Genomic DNA, 24,498 nt, shown 5'->3' with positions numbered 1-24,498 from the left:
GCCGCCACACCTTCCGGCGAAAAACCGATCCCCGGAACTCAGGAATTGCTCCGGCACAAGTCAGCTGCGCCGCAGGATCATGACGACGGCCAGAATCACCAGGATGAGCACGATTGTTCCGAGGCCTATATACACGACATCTCTCTTTCCTGAACGCGAATCGGCGGGCCCATTGCGGCGTCGCCTTGCTTTCAGGAACCTCCTTCCCGCTTTCCGCGGATCAAACTAAGGGCTGTCCCTCGATCCGCGATGGATCAGCGGTCGGTGGCAGATGCGGTGCGTAGCAGGGCGGAGGGTGAGCCGGGCCGGCGCGGTCCGCCGGCCGGGCCGCGGTCCCAGGGGGGTCACGGCACCGTGGGACGCGGGGAGCCGGTGTGGGCCGCCAGGGCGTCGATGATCACGGGCCAGAGCTCGCGAGGCCTGTCGTGGCCCATGTCGGGGATCAGCAGCAGCTCCGCGCCGGGCACCAGTTCCGCTGTGCGCCTGCCGCCGCTCGGGTCGATCAAGGTGTCGTCCAGACCGTGGATCACCAGGGTCGGCACCCGCAGCCGGCGGAGCGCGTCGGCGCGTGAGCCCCCGAGGACCATGGCCCCGATCTGCCGTCCGACCCCGGCCGGGTGGTGGCAGCGGTCGTAGCTCTCGGCGGCGAGCTCGCGCAGGAGGGCAGCACTGCCGCATTTGCGGGAGGCCCACACCATCTCCCGCTCCGCCGCCGCGATGCAGCCCTCGCGGTCCGCCGGCTTCGCGGCGAAGAGCACCGCCTGGGCCTCGGCGCAGGCCCGGCCGAATTCGGGCTCGCCGGTCGAGGACATCATCGATGTGAGGGTGAGCACCCGCGCGGGGTCCTCGACGGCCATCGTCTGGGCGATCATGCCGCCCATCGAGGACCCCACCACATGGGCACGTTCGATGCCGAGGGCGGTGAGCAGGCCGAGGCCGTCCGCTGCCATGTCCCGCAGCGTGTACGGCACCATCGCGAGGGCAGCGGGGATGTCGCCCGAGCTCACCGCGCCGATGAACCTGCCGACATCGACGGGGTGGTCGTCGAACTTCACGGACAGCCCGCAGTCGCGGTTGTCGTACCGGATCACATGGCGCCCCCGCTCGGCGAGGGCACGGCAGAAGTCCTCGTGCCACGAGATCATCTGGGCGCCGAAGCCCATCACGAGCAGGACGGCGGGGTCGGAGCGATCCCCGAAGGTCTCGTACGCGAGGGGTACTCCGGGTGCGGCTTCGATGATCGGCATGCCGGGAGTGTCGCAGCATCGCATGCCCCGCGCACCCGATTACCGGCGCCCGCTCTGGCCGCCCGACCTGCGCCTTTCGGCGCGGGCGGCCGGTTGCGCGGCGAACCCGGCCACGATGAGGTTCGCCCCGGCCGCTTCGCGGTATGTGCGTCTCGTGGCGACCGGTCGGAAGATCACCTCCGCCACCGGAGTGCACGACCCGTATTTCGTCGGCAGGACCAGCGGCAGGACGAACATCATGAACGTGAGCCGTTCCCGCCCCGGTTCCACCGACCGCATTCGACCGACGCATTCCACCGACCGCGTTCCACTGACCCTGCGCCAGGGCAGTCCACAGCCGGCCCGGTCCGACCGGACGGGGCCGCCCACCGCATGACATGGGAGCCAGATGTTCACCAAGGTGCTGGTCGCCAACCGGGGAGAGATCGCCATCCGCGCCTTCCGCGCGGCCTTCGAGCTGGGTGTCTCCACGGTCGCGGTCTTCCCCCGGGAGGACCGCAACTCCCTGCACCGGGCCAAGGCCGACGAGTCGTACGAGATCGGGCAGCCGGGCCACCCGGTGCGGGCCTACCTGTCGGTCGACGAGGTGATCAAGGCCGCGCGCAGGGCCGGCGCCGACGCCGTCTACCCGGGGTACGGCTTCCAGTCGGAGAACCCCGGCCTCGCGGCGGCCTGCGTGGACGCCGGGATCACCTTCGTGGGCCCGCCGTCCGACGTGCTGCACCTGACGGGCAACAAGTCGCACGCGGTGGCCGCCGCCCGCGAGGCCGGGGTGCCCGTGCTCGCCTCGTCGCCGCCGACCACCGACGTGGACCTGCTGCTCGGGGCGGCCGAGGACATCGGCTTCCCGCTCTTCGTCAAGGCCGTCGCGGGCGGCGGCGGCCGCGGGATGCGCCGGGTGGCGGAATCCGGCGAACTGCGCGAGTCGATCGACGCGGCGATGCGGGAGGCGGAGTCCGCGTTCGGCGACGCCACCGTCTTCCTGGAGCAGGCGGTGGTGGACCCGCGCCACATCGAGGTGCAGATCCTCGCCGACGCGCAGGGCAACGTCGTCCACCTCTACGAGCGCGACTGCTCGGTGCAGCGGCGCCACCAGAAGGTCGTGGAGATCGCCCCCGCGCCCAACCTCGACCCGGAGCTGCGCGCCCGGATCTGCGCCGACGCGGTCGCCTTCGCCCGGCACATCGGCTACGTCAACGCGGGGACCGTCGAATTCCTCGTCGACCGGCAGGGCAGGCACGTCTTCATCGAGATGAACCCGCGCATCCAGGTCGAGCACACCGTCACCGAGCAGGTCACGGGACGCGACCTGGTGATCGCGCAGCTGCGGATCGCGTCGGGTGCGACGCTGCCGGAACTCGGCCTGAGCCAGGAGGAGATCGCACTGTCCGGCGCGGCGCTGCAGTGCCGGATCACCACCGAGGACCCCGCCAACGGCTTCCGCCCCGACACCGGCACCATCGCCGCCTACCGCTCACCGGGCGGCCCCGGTGTACGCCTCGACGGCGGCACCGTGCACACCGGCGCCACCATTTCCCCGCACTTCGACTCCCTGCTGGTCAAACTCACCTGCCACGGCCGGGACTTCCCCAGCGCCGTGCGCAGCGCGCGCCGCGCGATCGCCGAATTCCGCATCCGCGGGGTGGCCACCAACCTGCCCTTCCTCGCGGCGCTGCTCGAAGACCCCGACTTCCAGGCAGGCCGGGTCACGACCGCCTTCATCGGCGACCGGCCGGCGCTGCTGCACAGCCGCCCGTCCGCGGACCGGGGCAGCCGCATGCTCGGCTACCTCGCCGAGACCACCGTCAACCGGCCGCACGGCCCGCGGCCCCGGGTCGTGGAACCCGTGGACAAGCTGCCGTCCGTCGACCTCGGCGCCCCGCCACCGGACGGCTCGCGGCAGCGCCTGGCCGCGCTGGGGCCCGAGGCCTTCGCCGCGGACCTGCGCCGCCGCGCCGGCGTCGCCGTCACCGACACCACCTTCCGCGACGCCCACCAGTCACTGCTCGCCACCCGGGTGCGCACCCGGGACCTGGTGGCGGTCGCCCCCAGCCTCGCCCGGCTGGCGCCGCAGCTGCTCAGCCTGGAGTGCTGGGGCGGCGCGACCTTCGACGTGGCCCTGCGGTTCCTGGCCGAGGACCCGTGGGAGCGGCTCGCGGCGGTGCGCGAGGCGGTGCCCAACATCTGCACGCAGATGCTGCTGCGCGGGCGCAACACCGTCGGGTACACGCCCTACCCGCAGCCGGTCACGGACGCGTTCGTCGCGGAGGCCGCGGCCACCGGCATGGACGTCTTCCGCATCTTCGACGCGCTCAACGACGTCGCGCAGATGCGCCCGGCCATCGACGCGGTACGCGCCACCGGCACCGCGCTCGCCGAGGTCGCACTCTGCTACACCGCGGACCTGTCGGACCCGGGGGAGACCCTCTACACGCTGGACTACTACCTGCGGCTGGCCGAGCAGATCGTGCGGGCGGGAGCCCACGTCCTCGCGATCAAGGACATGGCGGGGCTGCTGCGCCCGCCCGCCGCCACAACCCTGGTCACCGCCCTGCGGGAACGCTTCGACCTGCCGGTGCACCTGCACACCCACGACACCGCGGGCGGCCAACTGGCCACGCTGGTCGCGGCGATCGACGCCGGAGTCGACGCGGTCGACGCGGCGGTCGCCTCGATGGCGGGCACCACCAGCCAGCCGTCGCTGTCCGCCCTGGTCGCCGCGACCGACCACACCCCGCGGGCCACCGGGCTTTCCCTGCAGGCCGTCGCGGACCTGGAGCCGTACTGGGAGGCGGTACGCAAGGTCTACGCGCCCTTCGAGTCCGGACTTGCCTCGCCGACCGGGCGCATCTACCACCACGAGATCCCCGGCGGCCAGTTGTCCAACCTGCGCCAGCAGGCCATCGCCCTCGGCCTGGGCGACCGGTTCGAACTGGTCGAGGAGTGCTACGCGGCCGCCGACCGCATGCTGGGCCGGCTGGTCAAGGTCACGCCGTCCTCCAAGGTGGTGGGGGACCTGGCCCTGCACCTGGTCGGCGCCGGGGTCAAGGCCGCCGACTTCGAGGCGGAGCCCGGCAGGTTCGACGTGCCCGACTCGGTGGTCGGCTTCCTGCGCGGCGAACTGGGCGACCCGCCCGGCGGCTGGCCCGAGCCCTTCCGCACCCGCGCGCTGGAAGGCCGCCCGCCGGGCACCGCCTCACCGGCACTGACCGCGCAGGACGAGGAAGGCCTGCGCGAGGAGCCCCGCGCGACGCTCAACCGGCTGCTCTTCCCCGGCCCCGCCGCGACCTTCGCCGCGCACCGGGAGACGTACGGCGACACCTCCGTGCTGACGACGAAGGACTTCCTCTACGGTCTGGAGGTCGACACCGAGCACGCGGTCACCATCGAGCCCGGTGTCACGCTGCTGATCGAGCTGGAGGCCGTCTCGGAGGCGGACGAGCGCGGCTTCCGTACGGTGGTTGCCACGTTGAACGGCCAGCTCCGCCCGGTGTCGGTGCGCGACACGTCGATCGCCACCGACGTCAAACCCGCCGAGAAGGCCGCCCCCGGCGACGACCGCCAGGTCGCCGCGCCCTTCGCCGGCGTGGTCACGCTCCAGGTCGAGGAGGGCGCCCAGGTCGCGGCCGGCCAGACGGTGGCCACCATCGAGGCCATGAAGATGGAGGCGTCCATCACCGCCCAGCGCGCCGGCGCCGTCCGCCGTGTGGCGATCGGTGCCGTCCAGCAGGTCGAGGCGGGGGACCTGCTCATCGAACTCGGCTGACCGAGCGGACACCGGGAACGGCCCGCATCGCCGCGTGCCATGCGGGCCGTGGCATGCGCGGACGGCGAGGGTACGCGTGTGCCTGGCGAGGCGCGAGGGGCGGGTGCCGGAGCCCGGACAGCGCCCTGAGCAGGGGCGATGCAATCAACGGGTGAGGTCGGCCGAGGTCGGGGAACACGAGCGACACCGGATGGGAGGTTGTCATGGATCGCAGAGATCTGGAGCTGGGCGAGCTGCTGGCCGCCGCGGAAGCCGCGCCGCCGGGAGAGTCCGTCACCGTGGTCGCGCACGATCTGCGCAAGCGCTTCGGCGCGGAACGGGTGTCGTTCCTGTTCGTCGATCTCCTGGGGCAGCGGCTGCTGCGCCTGACGGCGTCGGCCGACGGCGACGGGGCGGGCGGGACCGAGCAGATCCACCGGCAAGGCAGCGTCTACGACTCGGTCCTGCGGACCCAGCGCCAGCACGTGGAGCCGGACGGCCAGGGCGGGCGGCGGGTGATCTCGCCGGTGACCAACCGCGGCGACTGCATCGGTGTGCTGGAGGTGACGCTGCAGTACGCCGACGACACCGTGCTGGGGCAGATCAGCGAGGCCGCCCACGTGCTGGCCTACATCATCGTCACCGACCGGCGCTTCACCGACCTCTACCACGCGGGACGGCGTACCACCCGCACCAGTCTGGCCGCCGAGATCCAGCACCAGCTGCTTCCCTCGGCCTCGTGCTGCGAGGCGCCGCAGTTCACCCTCGCCGCAGGGCTGGTTCCGGCCGACGACATCGGCGGTGACACCTACGACTACACCCTCGACCGCGACACGCTGCACCTGTCCATCACCGACGCGATGGGACACGACACCAACTCGGCCCTGCTGGCGACCTTGCTGGTAGGCGCCATGCGCGGCGCCCGCCGCAGCGGCTGTGACGCGCTCGGGCAGGCCCAGCGCGCGCACGAGGCCCTGCTGACCCACAGCCGTGGGCTGGCCACCGGCCAACTGCTGTGCATCGACCTCGGGACGGGCACCTGCGAGCTGGTCAACGCCGGGCACCCCTGGCCGCTGCGCCTGCGCTCCGGCGCCGCCGAGGCCGAAGAGGTCAGGCTCGCGGTCAACCTGCCCTTCGGTGTGGCGGCCCCCACCTCCTACCGTGCCCAGGAACTGCAGCTGCGGCCCGGTGACCGCCTGATCCTGCTCACCGACGGCATGCAGGAACGCGGCGCGGGCGCGGTCGACTTGGCCTCCCTGGCCGTCGCCACCCGCGAGCTGCACCCCCGGGAGGCGGTCCGCGTGCTGACGACCGCGGTCCTGGACGCCTGCCGGGGAAACCTCAGCGACGACGCCACCGTCGTCATACTGGACTGGCACGGCTGTCCGGAATGACCGCCGGCCGGCGACGGCCCGTTGCCGGCCGGCGGTCTGCGGTCTGCAGCCGCCGGCACGGGCCGTCGCGGGGACGTGAAGCCGGTCAGTGGTCGGCGAGCATCCCCTTGCGGAGCTTGGCCAGGATGCGGCCCAGCAGGCGGGACACGTGCATCTGGGAGTAGCCCAGTTCCGCCCCGATCTCGGCCTGCGTCATCTCCTGGCCGAAGCGCATCTGCAGCAGCAGCCGTTCACGGTCGTCGAGCCGCTCCAGCAGCGGCGCCAGCGCGTGGAAGTCCTCCACCAGCTCCATCGCGGGGTCACAGTCCCCGATGGTGTCGGCGTACGAGCGGCCGGCCTCCGCCGGGTCCGCGCCGTCACCGCCCGTCGCGGGCAGGTCGATCGAGCCGGCGGTGTAGCCGTTGGACGCCACCAGGCCCTCGATGACGTCGGCTTCGGTGATCTCCAGGTACGCGGCCAGTTCCGCGACGGTGGGCGGTGCGTCCAGCACCGCCGTGAGGTGGTCGCGGGCCTTGGCCAGCTCCACCCGCAACTCCTGGAGCCGGCGGGGCACATGGACCGCCCAGGACGTGTCGCGGAAGAAGCGCTTCATCTCCCCGACGATGTACGGCACCGCGAAGGTCGTGAACTCCACCTCACGGCTCAGGTCGAACCGGTCGATCGCCTTGATCAGCCCGATCGTCCCCACCTGGAGGATGTCGTCCTGCTCCTCAGGGCCACGCCCCCGGAAGCGCTGGGCGCAGAACCGCACCAGTGACATGTTCATCTCGATCAGAGTGTTGCGCGCGTAGGCGTATCCCGCGGTGCCTTCTTCGAGGTCCCGCAGCCGGTCGAAGAACACCTTGGACAGCGAACGCGCGTCGGTCGGGGCGATCTTGCCCGCCTCGTCCATCCATGGCAGGCCCGCCGCCCGCGCGGCAGCAACGGCGGAGGAGTCGGCCCGTTCCGGGCAGGTGGACGGCTCCTGCAGTGTCCCGTGTGTCGTCATGTCCATCGCCTTTCGGTCTCGGGTCCGGCTCGACGTCCAGTCCGTGCCCGGCAAGCGCGCGGTCATGCCTCGGAGTTCACAACGGAATGGTCCGGCGGCGAGGGGACTGCCGTGCGGTCGGGCACGGCCGCCCCCGGCTGACCCTCCCGGAAGCTCCGGCAGCGGTGCCGGCACGGGGCCGGGAGGGGCGGCCGGCCGCGTCACACTCGCGCTGGAGAGTAACGACTGTTAGATTTGAGTCGTAACGCAGATCCCCGCAATGAGGTCAGGCCCGCGTCGAGGAGTCCGCCATGACGGCCGTGTTCCTGGTGGTGTCGGTCTTTCTGGCCTGCGCGGTGGAGGCGGTCGAGGCCCTGACGATCGTGCTGGCCATGGGCGTGTCCCGCGGCTGGCGTTCGACGCTTCAGGGCGCGGCGTCGGGACTGGCTGTCCTCGGGGTGATCGTGGCCGCACTGGGTCCCGCCCTCACCCGCCTTCCACTCGACGCGCTCCGGCTGGTCGTCGGCGGCCTGCTGCTGGTCTTCGGCCTGCAGTGGTTGCGCAAGGCGGTGCTGCGGGCCGGCGGTTTCAAGGCCGTCCACGACGAGGAGGCGATCTACGCCCGGCACATCGCTGAGGCCGGCGCCGCGGGGGAGGGCGGGCGAGCCGGCGTGCGGGACTGGTACGCCTTCGCCCTGTCGTTCAAGGGAGTGCTCCTGGAAGGCCTGGAGGTGGTGTTCATCGTGCTGACCTTCGGCGCGAATCAGGGCAGCGTCCCGCTGGCGGCCCTCGGCGCGCTCGCCGCGGTGGGCGTGGTGGTCACCGCCGGGGTCGCGGTGCGCGCGCCGCTCGCCCGGGTGCCGGAGAACACGATGAAGTTCGTCGTGGCGGTGATGCTCACCTCCTTCGGCTGCTTCTGGGGTGCGGAGGGCGCCGGTGCGCACTGGCCGGGCGGGGACGCCGCACTGCCCGTCGTGCTGGGCTTCGTCACCGCGGTCTCCCTCGGCGCGGTGCGGCTGCTGCGGACGGAGCGCGCCCGGCGCGCGGAGAAGCCACCGGCCGGTGCCGGGACGGCGGAGGTCGGCTGATGCGTGCACTGAGGGCGTTCGCGGCGTTCTGGTACGACTTCGTCGTCGGCGACGACTGGCGCATCTTCGCCGGGGTCGTGGTCGCGCTGGGCGCCACCGCGGCTCTGGCCCGAGCCGGGGTGCCCGCCTGGTGGTTCCCGCCCGGGGCAGCCGTCCTGCTGCTCGGCTGGTCGCTGGCCCGGGCCGTCCGAGGCTCCGGCAGGGGGTGAAGCCCCCCGCCGACGTCTCCGCTCCCGCCGCTGCCTCGGGCCCTTGCCGTCCCGCGGTCGGTAGGGTGACCAGGTGAGAAGTGGAAGGCGCCAGGACGCGGCGGACAGCCCCGTGCGGGAAGACGGCGGGGCGCAATGGCTGGTACTCGTCTACAAGATCCCCGCCGAGCCCACCCGGCTGCGCGCCGGGGTGTGGCGGAAGATCAAGAACCTCGGTGCGGTCTACCTGCAGAACGCGGTCGCCGCGCTTCCGTACAGCCCCGCGAGCGAACGAGCCCTGCGGCTGCTCCGCAACGAGATCACCGAGATGGGCGGGACGGCTTTCCTGATGCGCTCCGACGTCCTGTCGGGGCACGCGGAGGCGGTGGACGCCTTCAACGCCGCCCGGGACGCCGAGTACGAGGAGATCGTCGACAAGTGCCAGGACTTCCTCAAGGAGATCGAGAAGGAGGAGCACGCCGAGCACTTCACCTTCGCCGAACTCGAGGAGAACGACGAGGACCTGACCAAACTCCGCACCTGGCTGGGAAAGGTCGAAGCACGCGACGTGCTCGGCGCCTCCGGCCGCGCGGCGGCCAAAGAGGCCGTGCAGGGGTGCGAGCAGATCCTGGAGGGGTACGCCGCCCGCGTGTACGCCGAGGAGGAGGGCGCCCACTGAGCGACCGCGGGGCGCCCGCCCGGCAGGCGGCAGGATCAGGGTGCGCGAAGCCGACTTCCGTACGCGTGTCGGCTTCGCCGCATCCCTCGTGACCCCGGGCTCCATGGGCCGACGCCGGACGAGCGAGCCGTCCGCGCCGCGCGGTGAGGGGTGGAGTGCCGGCCGTCGGCCGGCACTCCACCGCCGTCCGGGGTGGGTCAGTCCTGCTGCTGCCGGCGGCCCGCCGGAGGGTCCCGCCTCACTTCAGGTGGCGGTCCAGGAACCGGCATCCGTCCTCCAGCTCGAACCACGGAGTGCCGGTATGCCCTCCCAGGTTGGCGTGCAGCGTCTTCTCCTTGCTGCCGAAGGCGTCGAACAGGTAGAGAGCCCGTTGCCGGGGGTTGCCCTCGTCGTCCCACTGCAGCAGGAACATCAGCGGGATGGTGACCTGCCGGGCCTCCTGCCGCTGGGCGCGGGGCACGTACCCTCCGGCGAAGAAGCCCGCGGCCGCGATGCGCGGCTCGACCACCGCCAGCCGGATGCCGAGGGCGGTCCACCCCCCTGAGTACCCGACCGGGCCGGCGATCCCGGGCAGTGCGAGGAGGGCGTCCAGTGTGGTCTGCCATTCTGGGGCCGCGTTCTCGACCAGCGGGCCGATGAAGGATTCCATGATCTCGTCGACCGGCTCGCCGGCCTGCATCGCCCGCCTGAGGTCGGCACGGGCCTGTTCGTCGGGGGCGGAACGGGGACGGGTACCGCATCCGGCGGCGTCGATGGAGGCCACCGTGTAGCCGCGCGCCGCGGTGTACCTGGCCCGGGCCACCAGTCGGGGATCCGCCTTGGGCAGGCCGTTGTTGTGGGCCATCAGGACCAGCGGGGCCGGGGTGGATCCTGGCGTCCACAGGGTTCCGGGGATCTCGCCGAGGGTGAATTCGCGCTCGAGGACGCCGTCGTCGAGGCGCTGTTCGGAAGTGAACTGCATGGTCGTGCCTTTCGGGAGCTCTTGAACGGCGCTCCCGGACGGCTATCGCCCGACCGTGACCCCAGCGGGGAGCACCCATGTCGATACTGTGTTCACGGGTACCACCTCCTGGTTGTCTCGCACGGCCTCGCGGAGGTTAACAACGCTCCCCGCCGTCCGCAAACGGGTTTCGCGCGGACCGTGCCCGTACCCCGCGCCGACGACCTGCCCCGCGCCCTCTGCGCCAGTCGCTGTCGACGCCGTGCCTCGACGCGGTCGCCGGCGCGCACGGCAGCCTGCTGGAGGATCCCGACGGCCGGACGATCCCGGACTTCCACGGCAACAGCGTCCACCAGGTCGGGTACGGCCCGGCCCTCGTCGAGGCGACCAGACGAGAATTCGACACCCTGCCCTTCTCACCACGCCGCTGCACCAACCTGCCCTCGATCGAGCTGGCACGCCGCCTCGCGGGCCTGTGCCCCGGCGACCTGGACAAGGTGCTGCTCGCGCCGAGCGGGGCAGGCGCCGTGGGAACGGCGCTCCAACCGGCCCGGTCGGCGACCGGCCGGCACAAGGCCGTCTCGATGTGACCCGTTCCACGGGGCGAACCGCGACGGCATCTCGGTGGGGGCGAGGCGCTGTTCCGCGCCACCGCGGGACCGCTCCTGCCCGGCACCGAGTACGTGCCGCCGCCGCACCTCGCGGAGCGGTTCTTCGGCACCGACGGGCGCGCCCATGAGCGGCCGGCCGACCACATCGACCACACGCTCGACGTACAGGGCGACGTCGCAGCCGTCATCGCGGAGCCCAGGCGCTGGACATCCTCGCCCGCGCGGTGGCCGAGGTGTCCGCGGCGACCTGGGAACCGACGCTCCGTCACCGCCATGTCACGGGTGCTCCCGGCCCGCCGACCAGAGGCGACGGGGCCGCTGCATACCCTCGCGGATCGGTGCAACGCGCCCGGAGGGCAGCGCATTTCACGTCCGGTTCCCGCGGAAGTCGATCCCGGGTGCCCTGCCGGTTCCCCCTCAGGGGTCGGATGGGCGACTGCACACTTGTGTCCTGCCGCACCAGGAGGCCCGCGCATGCGCCGGTTCGAACATCCTTCCCGCCCCCTGGCCGCTCTCGCGGCCGCCGCCGCACCGCTTGGCCCGGTGGTCCGGCACAGCAGGCGGCGGCCTCTCGCCGCCGCAGCTCTGGCGATGAGCCTCGCCATCACCGGCCTGACCGCGGTCGGCGCCACCGCCACCACCCCCGCCTCCCCCGCCGCCGCCGGCAAGGCTGCCACCGCGGGCAGCTGGCGGTGGACGACGCAGGACGTGGCGCCCGGGGTCCAGGTGCGCACCGGCACGCTGACCCGCGCCGGCTCCGTACCCGCGTGGACGATCACCGTGCAGGCCCCGGGGACCAGCCGGCTGACCGGTGCCGCCTCGTGGTCCGACGTGGCCGCCGCCGGCTGGGCCACGGCCACCGCCGCCACCCTCAGGGCCGCCGGGCTCGCCCCCCGCGTGGAGGACATCGCGTGGCCCGCGTACACGGGCGTACCGCACGGCAGCATGGGCGAGCGGGTGCGTGTCGGCTCATACGCCACGCAGGCCGAGGCCACGGCCGCCGCGAAGAGCGTCACCGCGGCGGGCTTCCACGCCGCCGTGCAGTGGACGGGCTACGACGCGCAGACCCCGGCCGACCGGGAGAACGTCCACGTCGCCGTCATCGACCCGCGCCTGTTCAAGGGCACCGTCGAGGGCACCCACGACGGCAGCGTCACCCAGCGCGAGACCACGTCATCGGTCGCGGCCAAGCTCGGCTCGCTGGTCGGCGTGAACGCGGGCTTCTTCGTCACCGCCGACGCCGACGGCGTCCAGGGCACGCAGTCCGGCGTCGGGGCGTACAGCGGGCAGTTGCAGTCGATGGCCGCCGGCTCCCGGGCCGCGCTGGTCATCGGGAAAGGCGGGCGCGACTTCCGCGTCGCCAACCTGACCACCGAGGTCACCGCGCGCGCCCGCGGCGCCTCGCTGGCGGTGCAGGGCATCAACCGCGTACCCGGCACGGTGCGCGACTGCGGGCGTCCTGGCGCGCAGCCCAGCGCCCTGCCCTGGCAGGACGTCACCTGCAGGCTCGCCGACGACGCGGTGCTCTTCACCGGCGCGTTCGGCGCCCCGCTGCCCACCGGCGCAGGCACCCAGGTGGTGCTGGACGCCGCAGGCCTGGTGGTGTCGGTCGGCGCGCGCGGCGGCGTCCTTCCGGCGGGCGACCACGTGCTTCAGGGCATCGGCACCGCGGGGGACTGGCTGTCCGCGCACGCCGTCGCCGGCCGCACCATCCGGGTCGACGAGGAGATCAGGGACGAGCGGGGCGGCCGGGTCGTGCTCGGCTCCCGCGACAGCATCGTCAGCGCCGCCCCCGTCCTGGTGAGGAACGGCCGGATCGGCATCGACGCAGTCCGCGAGGGCACCATGGACCCGAAGGACCTCTCGTACGGTTACGCCTGGTCCGAGACCCGCCAGCCGCGGACCCTCGCGGGTGTCGACGCGCGCGGCCGGCTGATCCTCGCCACGGTCGACGGCAGGCTGGCCGGCGGCAGTGAGGGCTTCACGCTGAACGAGGCCGCGTCCTTCATCCGCTCGCTGGGCGCGGTCCAGGCACTCAACCTGGACGGCGGCGGCTCCACCGCGATGGCGGTGGACGGCACTCTGGTCAACTCCACCTCGGACGCGGCCGGTGAGCGGGCCGTCGGCGACACCGTCCAGGTCCTGCCCGGGCGCTGAGCAGGCGGCGCCCGCCTTGTCCGCGGACCGGGGCGACGCCGGCTCGGGCCCGCGATGGTGCCGCGCTCCCGGCTCCCGCTGCCCGATGCCCACCGGTTCATGGCCGGTGGGCATCGGGCGGTGGAGCGGCGGTCGCCCCGGCAGGCCGGTGGTGTGGGGCGCATCCGCCGTGATCCGTGGGGCCGGCCGGCGGCGGGCGGGTCAGGCGGCCGAGGCCCACCACTTCTGCTCGTCGCCGCCGGTCGAGGACCACTGGACGACCTGCGCCCCCGCGGTGGTGCTGCCGCCACCCGAGACGGAGAGGCAGCGGCCGTTGGCGTTCGTCCACTCACCGGTGTGCGGCTGGTAGCTCCACTGCTGCTCGGGCCCGCTGTTGCAGGTCCACTGGATGACGTCGGCGCCCTCGGCCGTGCTGCCGCCGCCCGACACCGACAGGCACTTGCCGCTCTTGTCGTTGACGAGCTGGCTGCCGTTCCACCTCCACTGCTGCTCGGGTCCGCCGTTGCAGGTCCACTGGATGACCTCGGCGCCGTCCGCCGTGCTGCCGCCGCCCGACACCGACAGGCACAGCCCGCTCCTGGCGTTCGCGTACTGCGGGTGGTCCAGCGCGCGGTTGTACCGGTAGGGGATGAACCCGTTGGAGGTGAGGTAGCTGCGCGAGTACTGGGACACGCGGGCGTCGGTGCCCGAGTGGGCCTCCTCCATGATGATGGCGGTGGTGTGGGAGGAGTCCGTCCACGCCTTGAAGAGCACCACGTGCTCCATGGCGGAGGTGTTCGTGTCGATCATGTCGCCGGGCTGCAGGACGTCGAGGCTGCCGAGCCGGGTGGAGACAGCGGGAAGCGTGGAGGTGGTGCGGCTCAGGTCCAGGCGCCAGGCCATGGAGACGAAGCCGGAGCAGTCCTGCCGGTAGGTGCCGTTGGAGTCCGTCCAGTACGCGGACTGGCTGTACGGAACCCCTTCGTCGACCCACTGCTGCGCCCGGGCGATCATCTCGGATCGCGCCACGTCCCCATTGGTGGCGCTCAGCGCCTGCACCCTGCCGTCGGTGGACGCGGTGGTCCTGCCGGCCGGGGGCACGTCGGCCGGCGGTGCGGCGGCCAATTCCGCGGCGGTGGCCGACTCGGGGTTCTCGACGGTCGGGACCACACGGGTGCTGTACGGGCTGCTGTCGCCGGGCGTCGCGGACATGGCGGGGACGGCGCCTCCGAGCACGGCCCCCAGGAGCGCGACCACGACCGCACCCGAGCGGAAGGCCAGGAATCGGCTCGTGTTCCTGCGCAAATGCATCTCCTCCTGTCAGCCCTGTCCTGGCGGCCCAACCGGCTTGCCAGAAGGGGGAATCGGCGCGGATGACCTGCCGGGAGAAACCTATGATTCCCATAGGGGTGGGCAATGGTTTCAAGAAGCAGATCGTCCCGGGGGAAAGCGTATGCGCATGTGCCGGTGCAGCTCACCTCTGATTACCGGCAAGTCGTCTGACCTTCCGCTGGCCGCGGATCTCCCCATGTGTGGAGTGCGGATGAAATCTCTCGGATTTCTTCTTGTGCGAGGCTTCCGCAGGCGACGGTTTCATACCGGTCGCGGGAGGATCCTGCGGCCGGCCGGAATTCTCCACGGGGGAGGAGCCACCTCGCGCCGCGTCGGCCAGGATGCCCGGGGGTCCCTGCTGCCCAACGGCGGGACGCGGCGGGAATCCTCACCGTCCAGGCGGCCGAAAGGCGCCCTCCGGGGATCCGGAGGGCGCCCTGTCGACGCAACCGCGGCTCAGCGACCCCGGTGGTGGCGGTGACCGCCCGAGTGGTTGTGGTGGTGGTGGCGGTGGTGGTGCTTCCACCGGGCGCCGTCGTGGTGGCGGTTGTGCTGGTGCGCGGAGCGGTGGTCGCCCCGGTCGTCGCGGTGGTGCGCGGAGCGGTCGTCGCCCCGGTCGTCGCGGTGGTGCGCCGCGGAGTGGCCGGACTCGGACGGCGTGGCCGCGGAGGCCATCGAGGCACCGCCCATCACGACGACGACTGCCACGCCGAGCGCGGCGGCAAAGCGGGAAATACGCATACGGATCTCCTGTCGGAGCAGGCGCCCCATGCGCCTGCACGGGTCGAACACGCCAACAGTCGCGCCGGGCAGCCGCTTCGACGCCGCGGCGCGCCAGTAATGACACTCGTTGTGATGCGATGTCAGCATTCGTGGAACCGCGGTGTTAGGCGATTCGGGGACCGGATACGCCGCGCGCCGCATGCGGAAGTCCCGGCGGAAAGTCTGAGCGGGACAGCGGCCCACGCCCGGGTGGTCCGTCCCGGATACGCAACCGCAGGCCTGCGCATTTTCCGGATCAGGCCGAGGCCTTTCACCGGTTGCCCGCCGGTAGCGGGGCGTCGGCGCCCAGGAGAGCGGGCTGTGTTTCCGGTACGTGCCGGGGGTCGGGCAGCCGGGTGAGGAGGGCGACGGCCAGGAGTACGGGGAGCAGCGCGGCCAGCGTCCTGGTCAGGCCCGCCAGTTCGGCGGCCCACCCCACTGCCGCCGGGCCGAGCAGCACCCCCGTGTAGGTGAAGGTGGTGAAGCGCGACACCGCGGTGGCCGTGCTCATCCCCTCCATCCGGCCGACCGCGCTGAAGGCCAGTGGCAGCAGGACCGACATCCCGGCGCCCATCACGGCGAACCCGGCGACCGCGGCCATCGGTGCGGCCGGCAGCACCGCCACGGCAAGCCCCACGGCCGCGACGAGCCCGCTGGTGCGGAAGACCTTTCCGGCGCCGTAGCGGGTGGCCAGGCGGTCACCGACCACGCGTACGGCGGTCTGGCCCGCCGCGTAAGCCGTGACCGCGGTCGCGGCGAGGCCCAGCGAGACGCCACGACTGTCGTGGAGGAAGATCGGCCCCCAGCCGAGCGCGGCCCCCTCGCAGACCATCAGCGCCGTACCGCCCAGCCCGAGCACCACGAAGGCCCCGCGCCAGGCACCACCCGAGCGCCCCGTGTCCCGCCGATCGGTGGCGAGTCGGCGCCCGCGCCGTGCCGGAGCCGGCCCGCTCCTGCGATCTGCCGCAGAGGGCAGCAGCAGCGGACCCAGGATGAGCCCGCCGACCACCAGCACCGCCGCCGCGCCCAGGAAGTGCGCGGTCAGCGCGACTCCGGCCCGGGACAGCCCGGCCGTCGCCAGGGATGCCACGACGGCACTGACGCTCCAGGCGGCATGGCAGCCGCTGAGGATGCGCCGCCCGCCGCGCTGCTCGACGGCTACGGCGTGCGCGTTCATGGCGGCGTCCGTCGTACCGTGCACGCTGCCGAGCGCGGTGGTCGCGGCGGCGAGCGCACCGAAACTGCCGGCCAGGCCGACCAGGGCCAGGAGCAGCGGCATGACCACCAGCGACACGCGCAGCACCGGCCGGCTGCCCGCCCGCGCCACCAGCGGCCCGACGAACTGCATGCACACGATGGCCGCCACGGCGAAGAGCAGCCCCAGCACGCCCACCTGCCCGTCGGACAGGTGGTGTTCGGCCTTCAGCGACGGCTGCCGGGCGATGGACGTGGACAGGGTCAGCCCGTTGAGGAAGAAGACAGCCGTGGCCGGCCACCGCCCGCTCCCGTCCCCGACCGTCCGTGCCGTCCGCCTCCGCGTGTCCATCCCGCGGCCTCCCTCTGTGCTCGTCCGTGGCCCCGGGAACCCGGGTCCGTACCAACGACGAACGGGACGGCCGCGGATCGACACCCGCAGGAATCCGGTCGCCGGAAGGTCGCCGTGTCGCCTGTGCCGGCCCACACTGAGGTGTCCGACGAACACATGGTGACGACGGTCAGGAGCACACTTTGGAGTCGGCCGAGCTCGATGCGCTGACATCCAGGCCGGGACTGCGGCCGGTCCGCTGGAGCCCGCCCCCTCCCTCCCCACGAGCCCGGCGCCGCACGGGGAGCGAGCCGATGACACTGCTGCGCCGCATTCCCCTGCCCGGCACCGGCCCGGAAGACGTGGTCGCCGACAGCGAGGGCACCCTGTACACCGGCCTGGACGACGGCAGCATCCTCGCCGTGGACGTCGAGGCGGCGACCGTGCGTTCGGTCGCCCACACGGGCGGCCGCCCCCTGGGACTGCATCCGCTGCCCGACGGGCGCCTGCTCGTGTGCGACGCCCAGCGCGGGCTGCTGCGCCTGGATCCCGACAGCGGCCGTATCGACACCCTCCTGACCGAGGTGCGGGGCGAGAGACTGACCTGCTGCAGCAACGCCGCCACCGCCGCCGACGGAACGACGTATGTCAGCGACTCGAGCCGCCGGTTCAGCCTCGACCACTGGAAGGGGGACCTGCTGGAGCACTCAGGCACCGGTCGCCTCATCCGCCTGCCCCCAGGAGGGGAGCCCGAGGTGATCCTGGACGGCCTGCAGTTCGCCAACCGCGTGACCCTGGCCGCCGACGGCAGCTTCGTCACCGTCGCCGAAACAGGCGGCTACCGGCTGCGCCGGGTACATCTCACCGGCCCGCGCGCCGGACAGGCCGATGTCCTGACGGACAACCTCCCCGGCTTCCCCGACAACCTCTCCACCGGCTCCGACGGGCTGATCTGGATCGCCATGGCGGCGCCTCGCGATCCACTGCTGGACCGGCTCCACCGCTTTCACCCGGTGCTGCGGAAGGCGATCTGGCGGGTGCCGCCACGTTTCCAGCCCGATGCACGGCCGACCGCCTGGGCCCTCGCGGTGGACGTCGAAGGCCGCGTCGTGCACGACATGCAGCGCGGCGACCTGCACTACCGGATGGTCACCAGCGCCTGCGCCGTCGGCGGGCGTCTCTACCTGGGCAGCCTGGTCGAGAACGCCCTGCTGGAAATCGCCCTGCCGTCCTGACCGAGCGACGAGGTGGTCCGCCGTGCAGCGGCACCTCAAGGACGAGAGGGCCGTGCCACCGGGCTTCCGGCGGCACGGCCCTCTCGACTCCGACGCATCAGGTGCAGGTGGTGCCGTTCACAGTGAAGGCGGTCGGTGGGGCGTCGCTGGAGGTGTACGTGCCCTGGAAGCCGAAGGAAGCGCTGCCTGCGGGGTTGATGGTGGCGTTGTAGGAGGCGTTGGTGGCGGTGACCGAGCTGCCCGACTGGCTCACCGTGGCGTTCCAGCCGTTGGTGATCTTCTGATCCCCCGGGAAGCTGAAGGTGAGGGACCAGCCGTTCACGGGAGTGGCTCCGGTGTTGCCGATGGTGAGGTCGGCGGTGAATCCGCCCGGCCACTCACTGGACTTGGTGTAGGTGACGTGGCAGGTCCCACCGGTGGAGCCGCTGCCCGTGACGGTCCAGGTGAAGGAGGCCGAGCCCTTGGCTCCTGTGGTGTCGGTGGCGGACACCGTGACGGAATAGGTTCCCGTGGCGGTGGGTGTTCCCGTGATCCGTCCGGACGAGCTGATCGAAAGGCCGCTGGGGAGGCCGCCCGCGGTGAAGGTCAGGGCCTGCCCTGAGGCGGAGTCGGCGGCCTGGATCTGCAGAGGGCTGACCGCGGTGCCCGCGGTGGCGTTCTGCGTGCCGGGGTTGGTGACCGTGACGGTGTTGCCCGGGGTGGTGCCGGATCCGTATCCGTTGGCGGCGATGTTCGCCTGGACGGCGTCGTCGGTGGCGTCGGAGGGGTATCCCGCGACGATGGCGCCTTCGTAGAAGGTGCCCTGGGACTGGTTGGTGTTGCCGTTGCAGCAGTCGCCACCGCTGCCGAGGATGATCGCACCTTGCTTTTTCATCGGGCTGTAGCCGGGGGGCAGGGCGCCGTCCCACAGGGTGCTCAGGCCGCCGGACTGGGCGTTGGCCCCCTTGATCGCGAACCTGGAGGTGCCGTTGTTCTTGAGCATGGCGGTGACGTACTTGCTGGTGAAGGCCTTCTGGTTGCTGTTCCAGGACTGGCTGCCACCGGAGTAGAGCCCGTACTCGAGGTCGGCCTGCACCCACGGCCCTGAGCCGGAGCAGCCGCCGAACCAGCAACTGGTGCCGAAGTAGATGGCGTCCATGGCGCCCGCGCCGTCGGCCCTGCGGTCGGTCTCGCTGTTGCCGTAGTCGAAGCAGCAGCCGCTGTTGACGTGAGTGCCGCTGGTCACCATGTACGCGCCCTCAGGGGCGCTGCCGGTGGGGACGCCGGTCAGGTGGCCGTCCCGCCAGTAGCTGTTGCCCGGCTTGATGTACAGCGAGTACGCCTTGGCCCCGCCGACGGTCAGCGACTCGGAGGTCGCGCTGGCGGCGGTGTCGGATCCACCGACCCCGCCGGGCCCCTGGTAGCCCAGGTTGTTGCCGTGGCCGGACTGGTCGTAGACGGTGGTGATCACGCAGGTGGTGCCGGCACAGAAGGCGTCCTGTGCCGCGGCGTCGGCATGGCCGCCCGCGCTCACCACCGCGATGTTCCTGGTGGTGCTGTCGGACGACCTGCGTACCTGGTAGAGACTCCCGGTGTAGGCGCCGTACAGCGCGCGGACCGTGCTGTGCGCGGCCACGCAGGGTGTGCCACCCGCCGCGTAGATGTCGCACGGCTGTTGCGTCGCCGCCTGCGACGACGGCGCCGTCCCCGCCAGAACACCGGCAGCGACCATCACCGCCAGTCCGGCGCCGAGAAGACCACGCCGGAACCGGCGCCACCACATCTGCAACATTGTCTTGATCCTCTTCTGTCTGGAAATTCCCACGTCACCCGGAAACCCGGCTGACCACGAACGTCGGGAGCAGCGCCCTGTGCGGTGCCGGGCCGGCGCCCCACCAGGCCGCCGCCGGGGCCGCATGGCTGCGCATCAGGCAGTGGCGCAGGTACCGCCGTTGAGTGTGAAGGCGGTCGGAGCGGGGTTGGTGCTGCCCTGGTTGGCGAGGAAGCCGATGCTGACGGAGCCGCCGGCGGGGATGCTGCGGGTGTAGTCGACCGGTGCCACGGTCACGGTGCTGCCGTTCTGCGTGGGGGTGCCGCCCCACATCTGGGTGATGGTCTGGCCTGCGGTGAAGGTGAAGGCGAGGGTCCAGCCGGTGAGGGCGGTGGTGCCGGTGTTGTGGATGGCGATCTCGCCTTGGAAGCCGCCGCTCCAGCTTCCCGTGACCTGGTAGCCGATCCCGCAGCCGCCCGTTGAGCCGCCGGTGGTGCTGGTGAGAACGGTGACGCTGCTGCTGCGGGTGGAGCGGTTGCCGGCGGCGTCGCGGGCGTAGACGGCGAAGGTGTAGGCGGTGCCGGCGCTCAGGCCGGTGACGGTGGTACTGGTGACGGTGGTGGACGCGGCGACGGTCTCGGTGCTGCCGCTGAACCGCACCACGTCGTAGCCGGTCACGCCCACGTTGTCGGTGGCGGCCGCCCAGCTCAGTGCGACCGATGACGCGGTGAGCGCGCTGGCGGTGGGTGCACCTGGCGCGCTGGGCGGCGTGGTGTCGGCCCCGCCGGAGGTGCCCACGGTGACGACGAAGGTGGTGATGCTCTGCGCGGGGAGGGTGGCGGACAGGGTGCCGCCCGCCAGGCTGGGCCCGCTCAGGGTCGCGAGGGTCCTGCTGGAGTCCGTGACGTAGGAGGCCAGACCGGTCGCCGTGGTGTTCGCCAGGGTGAACTGCTGGCTGACCGCGCTCGTCGCCTTGTTCACGGCCACGATGACCACCGTGGAGCCACCGGTGTAGGCCGAGGTGTACACGTTGGTCTGGGGGTTGGAGGTCGCGTTGATCCGCACGTACCCGGGACGGATGTATTTCGAGAAGTGCGCCATCATGGCGCCCCGCTTGCTGATCTGCCCGTCCTCGCGCATCGGGCCGTAGCTGCGCCGGATGTACCACCACACGTACGCCTGGAACTCGGCGTCCACCATGGCGTGGTGCATGTGCTCCCCGACGCCGAGTGCCGCGGGCCACAGGTCGGCCGAATCGGTGCTGTTGGGGTAGTAGACCTCGGTCATCCAGAGTTCCTTGCCCTGCCCCTTCTGCTGGAACAGGGGGTAGGGGAAGTTCGAGAAGGCCGTGCCGTAGAGGTGGGCGCCGAGGATGTCCATGTTGGCCAGGGCCGTCGGGTCGTTGAGGATCGGATCCGACATGCTCTTGATGTACTGGAAGGACTCCGGGGCGATGACCCTGGTGCCGATGGAGCCGGCGTTGTCGCGCAGGAAGGTGACGATCTCGCTCGCCGTCCACCACGTCCACGTCGACGCGTAGTCGGGCTCGTTCTGGATCGAGATCGCGTACAGATCCACCCCGTTGCTCTTCATGAACGCGGTGAAGTCGTTCAGATGCTGCGCATAGGCGCCGTACATGTCGTGCCGCAGCCGCTTGGCGTCGGTCTGGCTCCCGTGGGTGAACGTCTCGACCATGCCGGCAGGGGGATTCCACGGCGAGGCGAACACGATCGCGCCGTGGGCGACCGCCCGCTGCGCGGTGGCCACCTCCGCGCCCCAGTTCGCCTTGTTCTCGTCGACGTGGATGCGCAGGATCGAGAACCCCAGCTGGCCGCTGCCGTTCCCGAAGGCGGTGTCCCGCTGGGCAGCCGTCAGGTCACCGGCCCAGGCCGGATGGTTCATGCCGCCGAAGCCCCGGATCGTCTGCCGCCGCGCGGACGGGTCGACGACCACGGCGGCCGCCGCCGCAGCTGCCGCACTGGAATGCGGCAGCGCGACGGAAAGGACGGGCAGCACCCCCAACGCCACCAGCACAGCCCTCCGGCTCGGGGACTTCGACCCTGCGCTCGTTGATGCGTCCTGCAGTGATGTCATGGCTTACTCCTGGGCTGAGTGGGGGATTCGTGCTTCGGTCCGGGCCGGTGGGGGCGGGCGGTGCGGGGCCCCGCACGGGCCCCGTGCGAGGCCCGGACGGGGCCCCGCACGCTTGTTCGTCTCAGGGGGTGGTGCAGGTGAGGGTGGGGGTGGTCGGTGTGCCGTTGGCGAGGAAGCCGAAGGTGGTGGACGCGGACGGTTGCAGGGTGCCGTTGTACGAGGCGTTCTTGACGGTCACGCTCGATCCGCTGGTGCTCAGGGTGCCGTTCCAGACCTGGCTGATGCTCTGACCGTTGCCGAGGGTCCAGTGCACGGTCCAGCCGTTGACGGCTGTGCTGCCCGCTGTGACCTTGACCTCGCCCTGGAAGCCGCCGGACCAGGAGTTGGTCGTGGTGTAGGTGGCAGTGCACGCGCCCGAATCGCCGCCGGTGTTCCCACCGCCGAGCCAGCCCGCACTGTCCGCTGCCTGGACGCCCTTGTGGAAGGCGTCGGCCATCTTCTGGTAGCCGGTGTCGTTCGGGTGCAGGGAGTCGGAGAGGTCGGCGGTGGTCACCGCGCTCATGTCGACGTAGCCGACGTGCTTGCCCGCGGCCTGTTCGTTTTGCACGATGCCGGGGATGGCCTGGTTGTACGCGCCGCGGTACTGCTCTTCCGTCCCGCTGGTGGACACGACGAGGGAGGCGACCAGCACGGTGGCGCCCGGGACGTCGCGGGTGATCTGGTCGACGAGCGACCTGAGCCGGGTGGTGGCCGTGGAGACCTGGTAATTCCCGTTCAGGTCGTTGGTGCCGATCTCCAGGGTGACGACATTGGGCTGGTAGCGAGCCAAGGCCGCGTCGGTGAGGGCGGCCACCTGGTCGATGCGGTAGCCGGAGTGCCCCTCGTTGTCCGGGTCGGACATGGCACCGCCGCGCAGGGAACCGACGAAGTCCATCGGGTGCCCGTCGGCTGCCAGTTCGTCGTGCAGCGCGGCACGGTATCCGTTGCCCGTGCTGCTTCCGACGCCCCAGGTGATCGAATCACCCAAAGGCATCAGCCGCAGCGCGGTCGTCGATGCCGCGGGGGCCGACACGGGGGCCGCCGCGGCGGTCGCCGCGGCGGTCGCCTCCACGGCGCCTGGGACGCACAAAGCTGCGGCAAGGGCGAGGAGGAGAGCGGTCAGAGGTCTTCTCATGAGGTGTCCTCATCTGGTGGGGGAGGGGCCGGGCGGTCCAGCGGGACCGCCCCGGTCACGGTGTGAGGGGATGTGCGTTCTCGTCCCGGTCGTGGATGGTGACGTCGGTCCGGAAATCGCGAGCCGCGATCCTCGCGAACTGCCGGCACGCGTACGTCGGGAACGACGCGGTGACGGCACCGGGGCGCAGGAGGGCATCCACCGAAACCGGCACCGACACCGGCACCCACGGCGGCTGTTGCGCGCCGTAAGCCAGGAGACGGAGGGCGGCGACTGTCGACGTCGGGGTGGGAGCCATGTGCATGGCCCATGCCATCAGCGGTGTGGCGTGGTCGGCGACCTGCCGCATGGCCTGCTCGTGGTCAGCCGGGCGGGGGCCTTGACGCAGTGGCGCTTGGCCGCGCAGGCCGACGAAGTGGCCGTTCTGCCGGGCAGTACTTTCACCGGTGACGCGCGGAAGAGGGGAGGTCTCCACACCTGCGCCACGGCCGTCCGCCGCGTCGTCGAGCCGGAGGCGGCAACAGAGTCGACAGTCGACGCCCACTCTCACTCAGGCATGCGCGCATCCGCGTCGCAGGATGACACTGCCCGCCGCGGCCTCGAAGCCGGACGCGGACCGTGTCGTGCGGTGAGGTTTCCGGGCGGGGGCGAGTTTCGGGAGTTCACGCGGTGTTCTCCTTGCAGTGGGGGGTGGGCAAGGGCAGCGCGAGGGTGGGTGTGAGCGCTAACACGCCCATGGGTGCCGATCCATGGGAAACACGTCAGCTCCGACGACGGCACTTTGCACCCCGGGATGTGTGGTGTCAACCCATGCCGCAGCCGGCCCGCCGAGCCGCAGGAGTCCCATCAGGCGTCACCGCCGGCTCCGGTCAGGGTGCCGTCCTCGACGCCGGAGGGAGTCCGCCCAACGCATTGACGCCACCGGGTCGGTGACCTAGAGTGCCCGAAACGTTCGTCAAGCGTTCGGAAGTTTCGGACACCAGGGCACAGCTCCCAGAGTCGCATCGCACAGCGAATGGGGCGGAATGAATGTTAACGCTCACCGAGCCGCAGGCTGACCACCCCTCGGCTGTCCGCGGCGAGCAGTGCGACATTGCGTCCGTCGACGCGTCGGGGTTCGTGGGACGTTCTTCCGCGCGGAAGGATGGCCCCCGGCTTCCGGCTGCCCGGTGGGGTAGGCGGACCGCCCGCCCCTCACGCAGGTGTGTTAGCGCTAACTCACCCTATTCCTCCTGGGCGCGGCAAGGGAGCCGTCAGCGCCCAGGAGTCCTGGTGTGTCGGCTCCAGCACGGGCATCGGCTTTCGGCGGATGCCTTCCCCCCACGTAAAGGAGAAATCCGGCAATGTCATGGTTCAGGAGAGGTGGCCGCCGTAGAAATACCGTGGCCACGATCACCGGAATAGCGGTCAGCGCTGCAATGGCGGTCGTGGGTATGGGCACCTTCGCCACTCATGCCGCGGCGGCGGGTTCGCTGGGTTCGGCCGCGGCGCAGACGGGGCGGTACTTCGGTACGGCGGTGGCTGCGGGGAGGTTGAGCAATTCGACGTACTCGACGATTCTCGACCGGGAATTCAACATGATCACCCCGGAGAACGAGATGAAGTGGGACACCACGGAGCCGTCTCGTGGG

Annotated in this window: 19 protein-coding genes and 1 pseudogene; 9 read left to right on the top strand and 11 right to left on the bottom strand. The window is 71.6% G+C overall.

Annotated features, from left to right (window positions below; all coding sequences use genetic code 11):
* Window positions 1–344: 344 nt before the first annotated feature.
* Window positions 345–1,247, bottom strand: a complete 903-nt coding sequence (locus ACGFMP_RS34770; protein ID WP_393677710.1) for an alpha/beta fold hydrolase — start codon at window positions 1,245–1,247, stop codon at window positions 345–347.
* A gap of 388 nt (window positions 1,248–1,635) precedes the next feature.
* On the opposite strand from ACGFMP_RS34770, the gene ACGFMP_RS34765 reads away from it, so the two are divergent.
* Together ACGFMP_RS34765 and ACGFMP_RS34760 are read left to right on the top strand one after the other, a co-directional pair.
* Entirely contained in the window at window positions 1,636–5,013 is a 3,378-nt protein-coding gene (locus ACGFMP_RS34765) for a pyruvate carboxylase (protein ID WP_393677709.1), read from the top strand.
* 203 nt (window positions 5,014–5,216) lie between these two features.
* Window positions 5,217–6,386, top strand: a complete 1,170-nt coding sequence (locus tag ACGFMP_RS34760; RefSeq protein ID WP_393677707.1) for a PP2C family protein-serine/threonine phosphatase — start codon at window positions 5,217–5,219, stop codon at window positions 6,384–6,386.
* 85 nt (window positions 6,387–6,471) lie between these two features.
* Here the strand turns inward: ACGFMP_RS34760 and ACGFMP_RS34755 are convergent, their stop codons facing one another.
* Window positions 6,472–7,374: an RNA polymerase sigma factor SigF gene (locus tag ACGFMP_RS34755; protein WP_393677705.1), complete on the bottom strand. Its 903-nt coding sequence runs from the start codon at window positions 7,372–7,374 to the stop codon at window positions 6,472–6,474.
* A gap of 290 nt (window positions 7,375–7,664) precedes the next feature.
* Here ACGFMP_RS34755 and ACGFMP_RS34750 point away from each other — a divergent pair, with 290 nt between their 5' ends.
* The 3 genes from ACGFMP_RS34750 (at window position 7,665) to ACGFMP_RS34740 (ending at window position 9,308) form a co-directional block, all read left to right on the top strand.
* Window positions 7,665–8,441 (top strand): COG4280 domain-containing protein, encoded by a 777-nt coding sequence (locus tag ACGFMP_RS34750; RefSeq protein WP_393677703.1) that lies wholly within the window; start codon window positions 7,665–7,667, stop codon window positions 8,439–8,441.
* Entirely contained in the window at window positions 8,441–8,650 is a 210-nt protein-coding gene (locus tag ACGFMP_RS34745) for a hypothetical protein (protein ID WP_393677701.1), read from the top strand. Before ACGFMP_RS34750 ends, ACGFMP_RS34745 begins: the two co-directional genes overlap by 1 nt.
* A gap of 73 nt (window positions 8,651–8,723) precedes the next feature.
* The gene (locus ACGFMP_RS34740; RefSeq protein WP_393677699.1) at window positions 8,724–9,308 is read left to right on the top strand and encodes a Chromate resistance protein ChrB; all 585 of its coding nucleotides are present in this window, start codon (window positions 8,724–8,726) and stop codon (window positions 9,306–9,308) included.
* 238 nt (window positions 9,309–9,546) lie between these two features.
* Here ACGFMP_RS34740 and ACGFMP_RS34735 read toward each other — a convergent pair whose 3' ends face one another.
* A complete protein-coding gene (locus tag ACGFMP_RS34735) occupies window positions 9,547–10,269 on the bottom strand; it encodes a dienelactone hydrolase family protein (RefSeq protein WP_393677697.1) in 723 nt (240 codons plus the stop codon).
* A gap of 218 nt (window positions 10,270–10,487) precedes the next feature.
* Here ACGFMP_RS34735 and ACGFMP_RS34730 point away from each other — a divergent pair, with 218 nt between their 5' ends.
* Together ACGFMP_RS34730 and ACGFMP_RS34725 are read left to right on the top strand one after the other, a co-directional pair.
* Window positions 10,488–10,838, top strand: a complete 351-nt coding sequence (locus tag ACGFMP_RS34730) for an aminotransferase class III-fold pyridoxal phosphate-dependent enzyme (protein WP_393677800.1) — start codon at window positions 10,488–10,490, stop codon at window positions 10,836–10,838.
* Window positions 10,839–11,333: 495 nt separating this feature from the next.
* Window positions 11,334–13,016 (top strand): phosphodiester glycosidase family protein, encoded by a 1,683-nt coding sequence (locus ACGFMP_RS34725; protein ID WP_393677696.1) that lies wholly within the window; start codon window positions 11,334–11,336, stop codon window positions 13,014–13,016.
* A 201-nt stretch (window positions 13,017–13,217) separates the two neighbouring features.
* Here ACGFMP_RS34725 and ACGFMP_RS34720 read toward each other — a convergent pair whose 3' ends face one another.
* From ACGFMP_RS34720 to ACGFMP_RS34710, 3 genes are all read right to left on the bottom strand, one after another.
* Window positions 13,218–14,300 carry a ricin-type beta-trefoil lectin domain protein gene (locus ACGFMP_RS34720; protein WP_393677695.1) on the bottom strand — a complete coding sequence of 361 codons (1,083 nt, stop codon included), beginning with the start codon at window positions 14,298–14,300 and terminating at the stop codon, window positions 13,218–13,220.
* 483 nt (window positions 14,301–14,783) lie between these two features.
* Window positions 14,784–15,068: a hypothetical protein gene (locus tag ACGFMP_RS34715; RefSeq protein ID WP_393677694.1), complete on the bottom strand. Its 285-nt coding sequence runs from the start codon at window positions 15,066–15,068 to the stop codon at window positions 14,784–14,786.
* A 292-nt stretch (window positions 15,069–15,360) separates the two neighbouring features.
* Window positions 15,361–16,635, bottom strand: coding sequence for an MFS transporter (locus ACGFMP_RS34710; protein ID WP_393677693.1), 1,275 nt, complete (start codon window positions 16,633–16,635; stop codon window positions 15,361–15,363).
* Between the two features lie 293 nt (window positions 16,636–16,928).
* Here ACGFMP_RS34710 and ACGFMP_RS34705 point away from each other — a divergent pair, with 293 nt between their 5' ends.
* Window positions 16,929–17,849 (top strand): SMP-30/gluconolactonase/LRE family protein, encoded by a 921-nt coding sequence (locus ACGFMP_RS34705; protein ID WP_393677692.1) that lies wholly within the window; start codon window positions 16,929–16,931, stop codon window positions 17,847–17,849.
* A 97-nt stretch (window positions 17,850–17,946) separates the two neighbouring features.
* Here the strand turns inward: ACGFMP_RS34705 and ACGFMP_RS34700 are convergent, their stop codons facing one another.
* The 5 genes and pseudogenes from ACGFMP_RS34700 to ACGFMP_RS34680 form a co-directional block, all read right to left on the bottom strand.
* On the bottom strand, window positions 17,947–18,579 hold the full coding sequence (locus ACGFMP_RS34700; protein WP_393677799.1) for a cellulose binding domain-containing protein: 633 nt from the start codon (window positions 18,577–18,579) through the stop codon (window positions 17,947–17,949).
* Window positions 18,559–19,500: pseudogene (locus tag ACGFMP_RS34695) on the bottom strand (arabinofuranosidase catalytic domain-containing protein); the annotation flags it as partial. The pseudogene ACGFMP_RS34695 and the gene ACGFMP_RS34700, both read right to left, overlap by 21 nt.
* A 255-nt stretch (window positions 19,501–19,755) precedes the next feature.
* Complete coding sequence (locus ACGFMP_RS34690) at window positions 19,756–21,693, bottom strand: cellulose binding domain-containing protein (protein ID WP_393677691.1); 1,938 nt, start codon at window positions 21,691–21,693, stop codon at window positions 19,756–19,758.
* Between the two features lie 121 nt (window positions 21,694–21,814).
* A complete protein-coding gene (locus ACGFMP_RS34685) occupies window positions 21,815–22,867 on the bottom strand; it encodes a GDSL-type esterase/lipase family protein (protein ID WP_393677690.1) in 1,053 nt (350 codons plus the stop codon).
* A gap of 55 nt (window positions 22,868–22,922) precedes the next feature.
* Window positions 22,923–23,216, bottom strand: a complete 294-nt coding sequence (locus ACGFMP_RS34680) for a hypothetical protein (RefSeq protein ID WP_393677689.1) — start codon at window positions 23,214–23,216, stop codon at window positions 22,923–22,925.
* Window positions 23,217–24,249: 1,033 nt separating this feature from the next.
* Between ACGFMP_RS34680 and ACGFMP_RS34675 the strand changes: the two genes are divergently transcribed.
* On the top strand, window positions 24,250–24,498 hold a 249-nt coding region (locus ACGFMP_RS34675), incomplete at its 3' end, for an endo-1,4-beta-xylanase (protein WP_393677688.1).

The sequence above is a fragment of the Streptomyces sp. NPDC049040 genome (assembly GCF_043197715.1).
Lineage (GTDB): Bacteria > Actinomycetota > Actinomycetes > Streptomycetales > Streptomycetaceae > Actinacidiphila.
Note: the sequence above shows the minus strand (reverse complement) of the source record. Positions and strands in the feature narration are given on the sequence as shown.

What these genes read in the sequence shown, in the direction of transcription:
- ACGFMP_RS34725 (WP_393677696.1), top strand. Translation starts at nt 11,334, where the DNA reads ATGCGCCGGTTCGAACATCCTTCCCGCCCCCTGGCCGCTCTCGCGGCC.
- ACGFMP_RS34760 (WP_393677707.1), top strand. Translation starts at nt 5,217, where the DNA reads ATGGATCGCAGAGATCTGGAGCTGGGCGAGCTGCTGGCCGCCGCGGAA.
- ACGFMP_RS34710 (WP_393677693.1), bottom strand. Translation starts at nt 16,635, where the DNA reads ATGGACACGCGGAGGCGGACGGCACGGACGGTCGGGGACGGGAGCGGG.
- ACGFMP_RS34690 (WP_393677691.1), bottom strand. Translation starts at nt 21,693, where the DNA reads ATGACATCACTGCAGGACGCATCAACGAGCGCAGGGTCGAAGTCCCCG.
- ACGFMP_RS34735 (WP_393677697.1), bottom strand. Translation starts at nt 10,269, where the DNA reads ATGCAGTTCACTTCCGAACAGCGCCTCGACGACGGCGTCCTCGAGCGC.
- ACGFMP_RS34750 (WP_393677703.1), top strand. Translation starts at nt 7,665, where the DNA reads ATGACGGCCGTGTTCCTGGTGGTGTCGGTCTTTCTGGCCTGCGCGGTG.
- ACGFMP_RS34705 (WP_393677692.1), top strand. Translation starts at nt 16,929, where the DNA reads ATGACACTGCTGCGCCGCATTCCCCTGCCCGGCACCGGCCCGGAAGAC.
- ACGFMP_RS34745 (WP_393677701.1), top strand. Translation starts at nt 8,441, where the DNA reads ATGCGTGCACTGAGGGCGTTCGCGGCGTTCTGGTACGACTTCGTCGTC.
- ACGFMP_RS34765 (WP_393677709.1), top strand. Translation starts at nt 1,636, where the DNA reads ATGTTCACCAAGGTGCTGGTCGCCAACCGGGGAGAGATCGCCATCCGC.
- ACGFMP_RS34680 (WP_393677689.1), bottom strand. Translation starts at nt 23,216, where the DNA reads ATGCGGCAGGTCGCCGACCACGCCACACCGCTGATGGCATGGGCCATG.
- ACGFMP_RS34685 (WP_393677690.1), bottom strand. Translation starts at nt 22,867, where the DNA reads ATGAGAAGACCTCTGACCGCTCTCCTCCTCGCCCTTGCCGCAGCTTTG.
- ACGFMP_RS34755 (WP_393677705.1), bottom strand. Translation starts at nt 7,374, where the DNA reads ATGACGACACACGGGACACTGCAGGAGCCGTCCACCTGCCCGGAACGG.
- ACGFMP_RS34770 (WP_393677710.1), bottom strand. Translation starts at nt 1,247, where the DNA reads ATGCCGATCATCGAAGCCGCACCCGGAGTACCCCTCGCGTACGAGACC.
- ACGFMP_RS34715 (WP_393677694.1), bottom strand. Translation starts at nt 15,068, where the DNA reads ATGCGTATTTCCCGCTTTGCCGCCGCGCTCGGCGTGGCAGTCGTCGTC.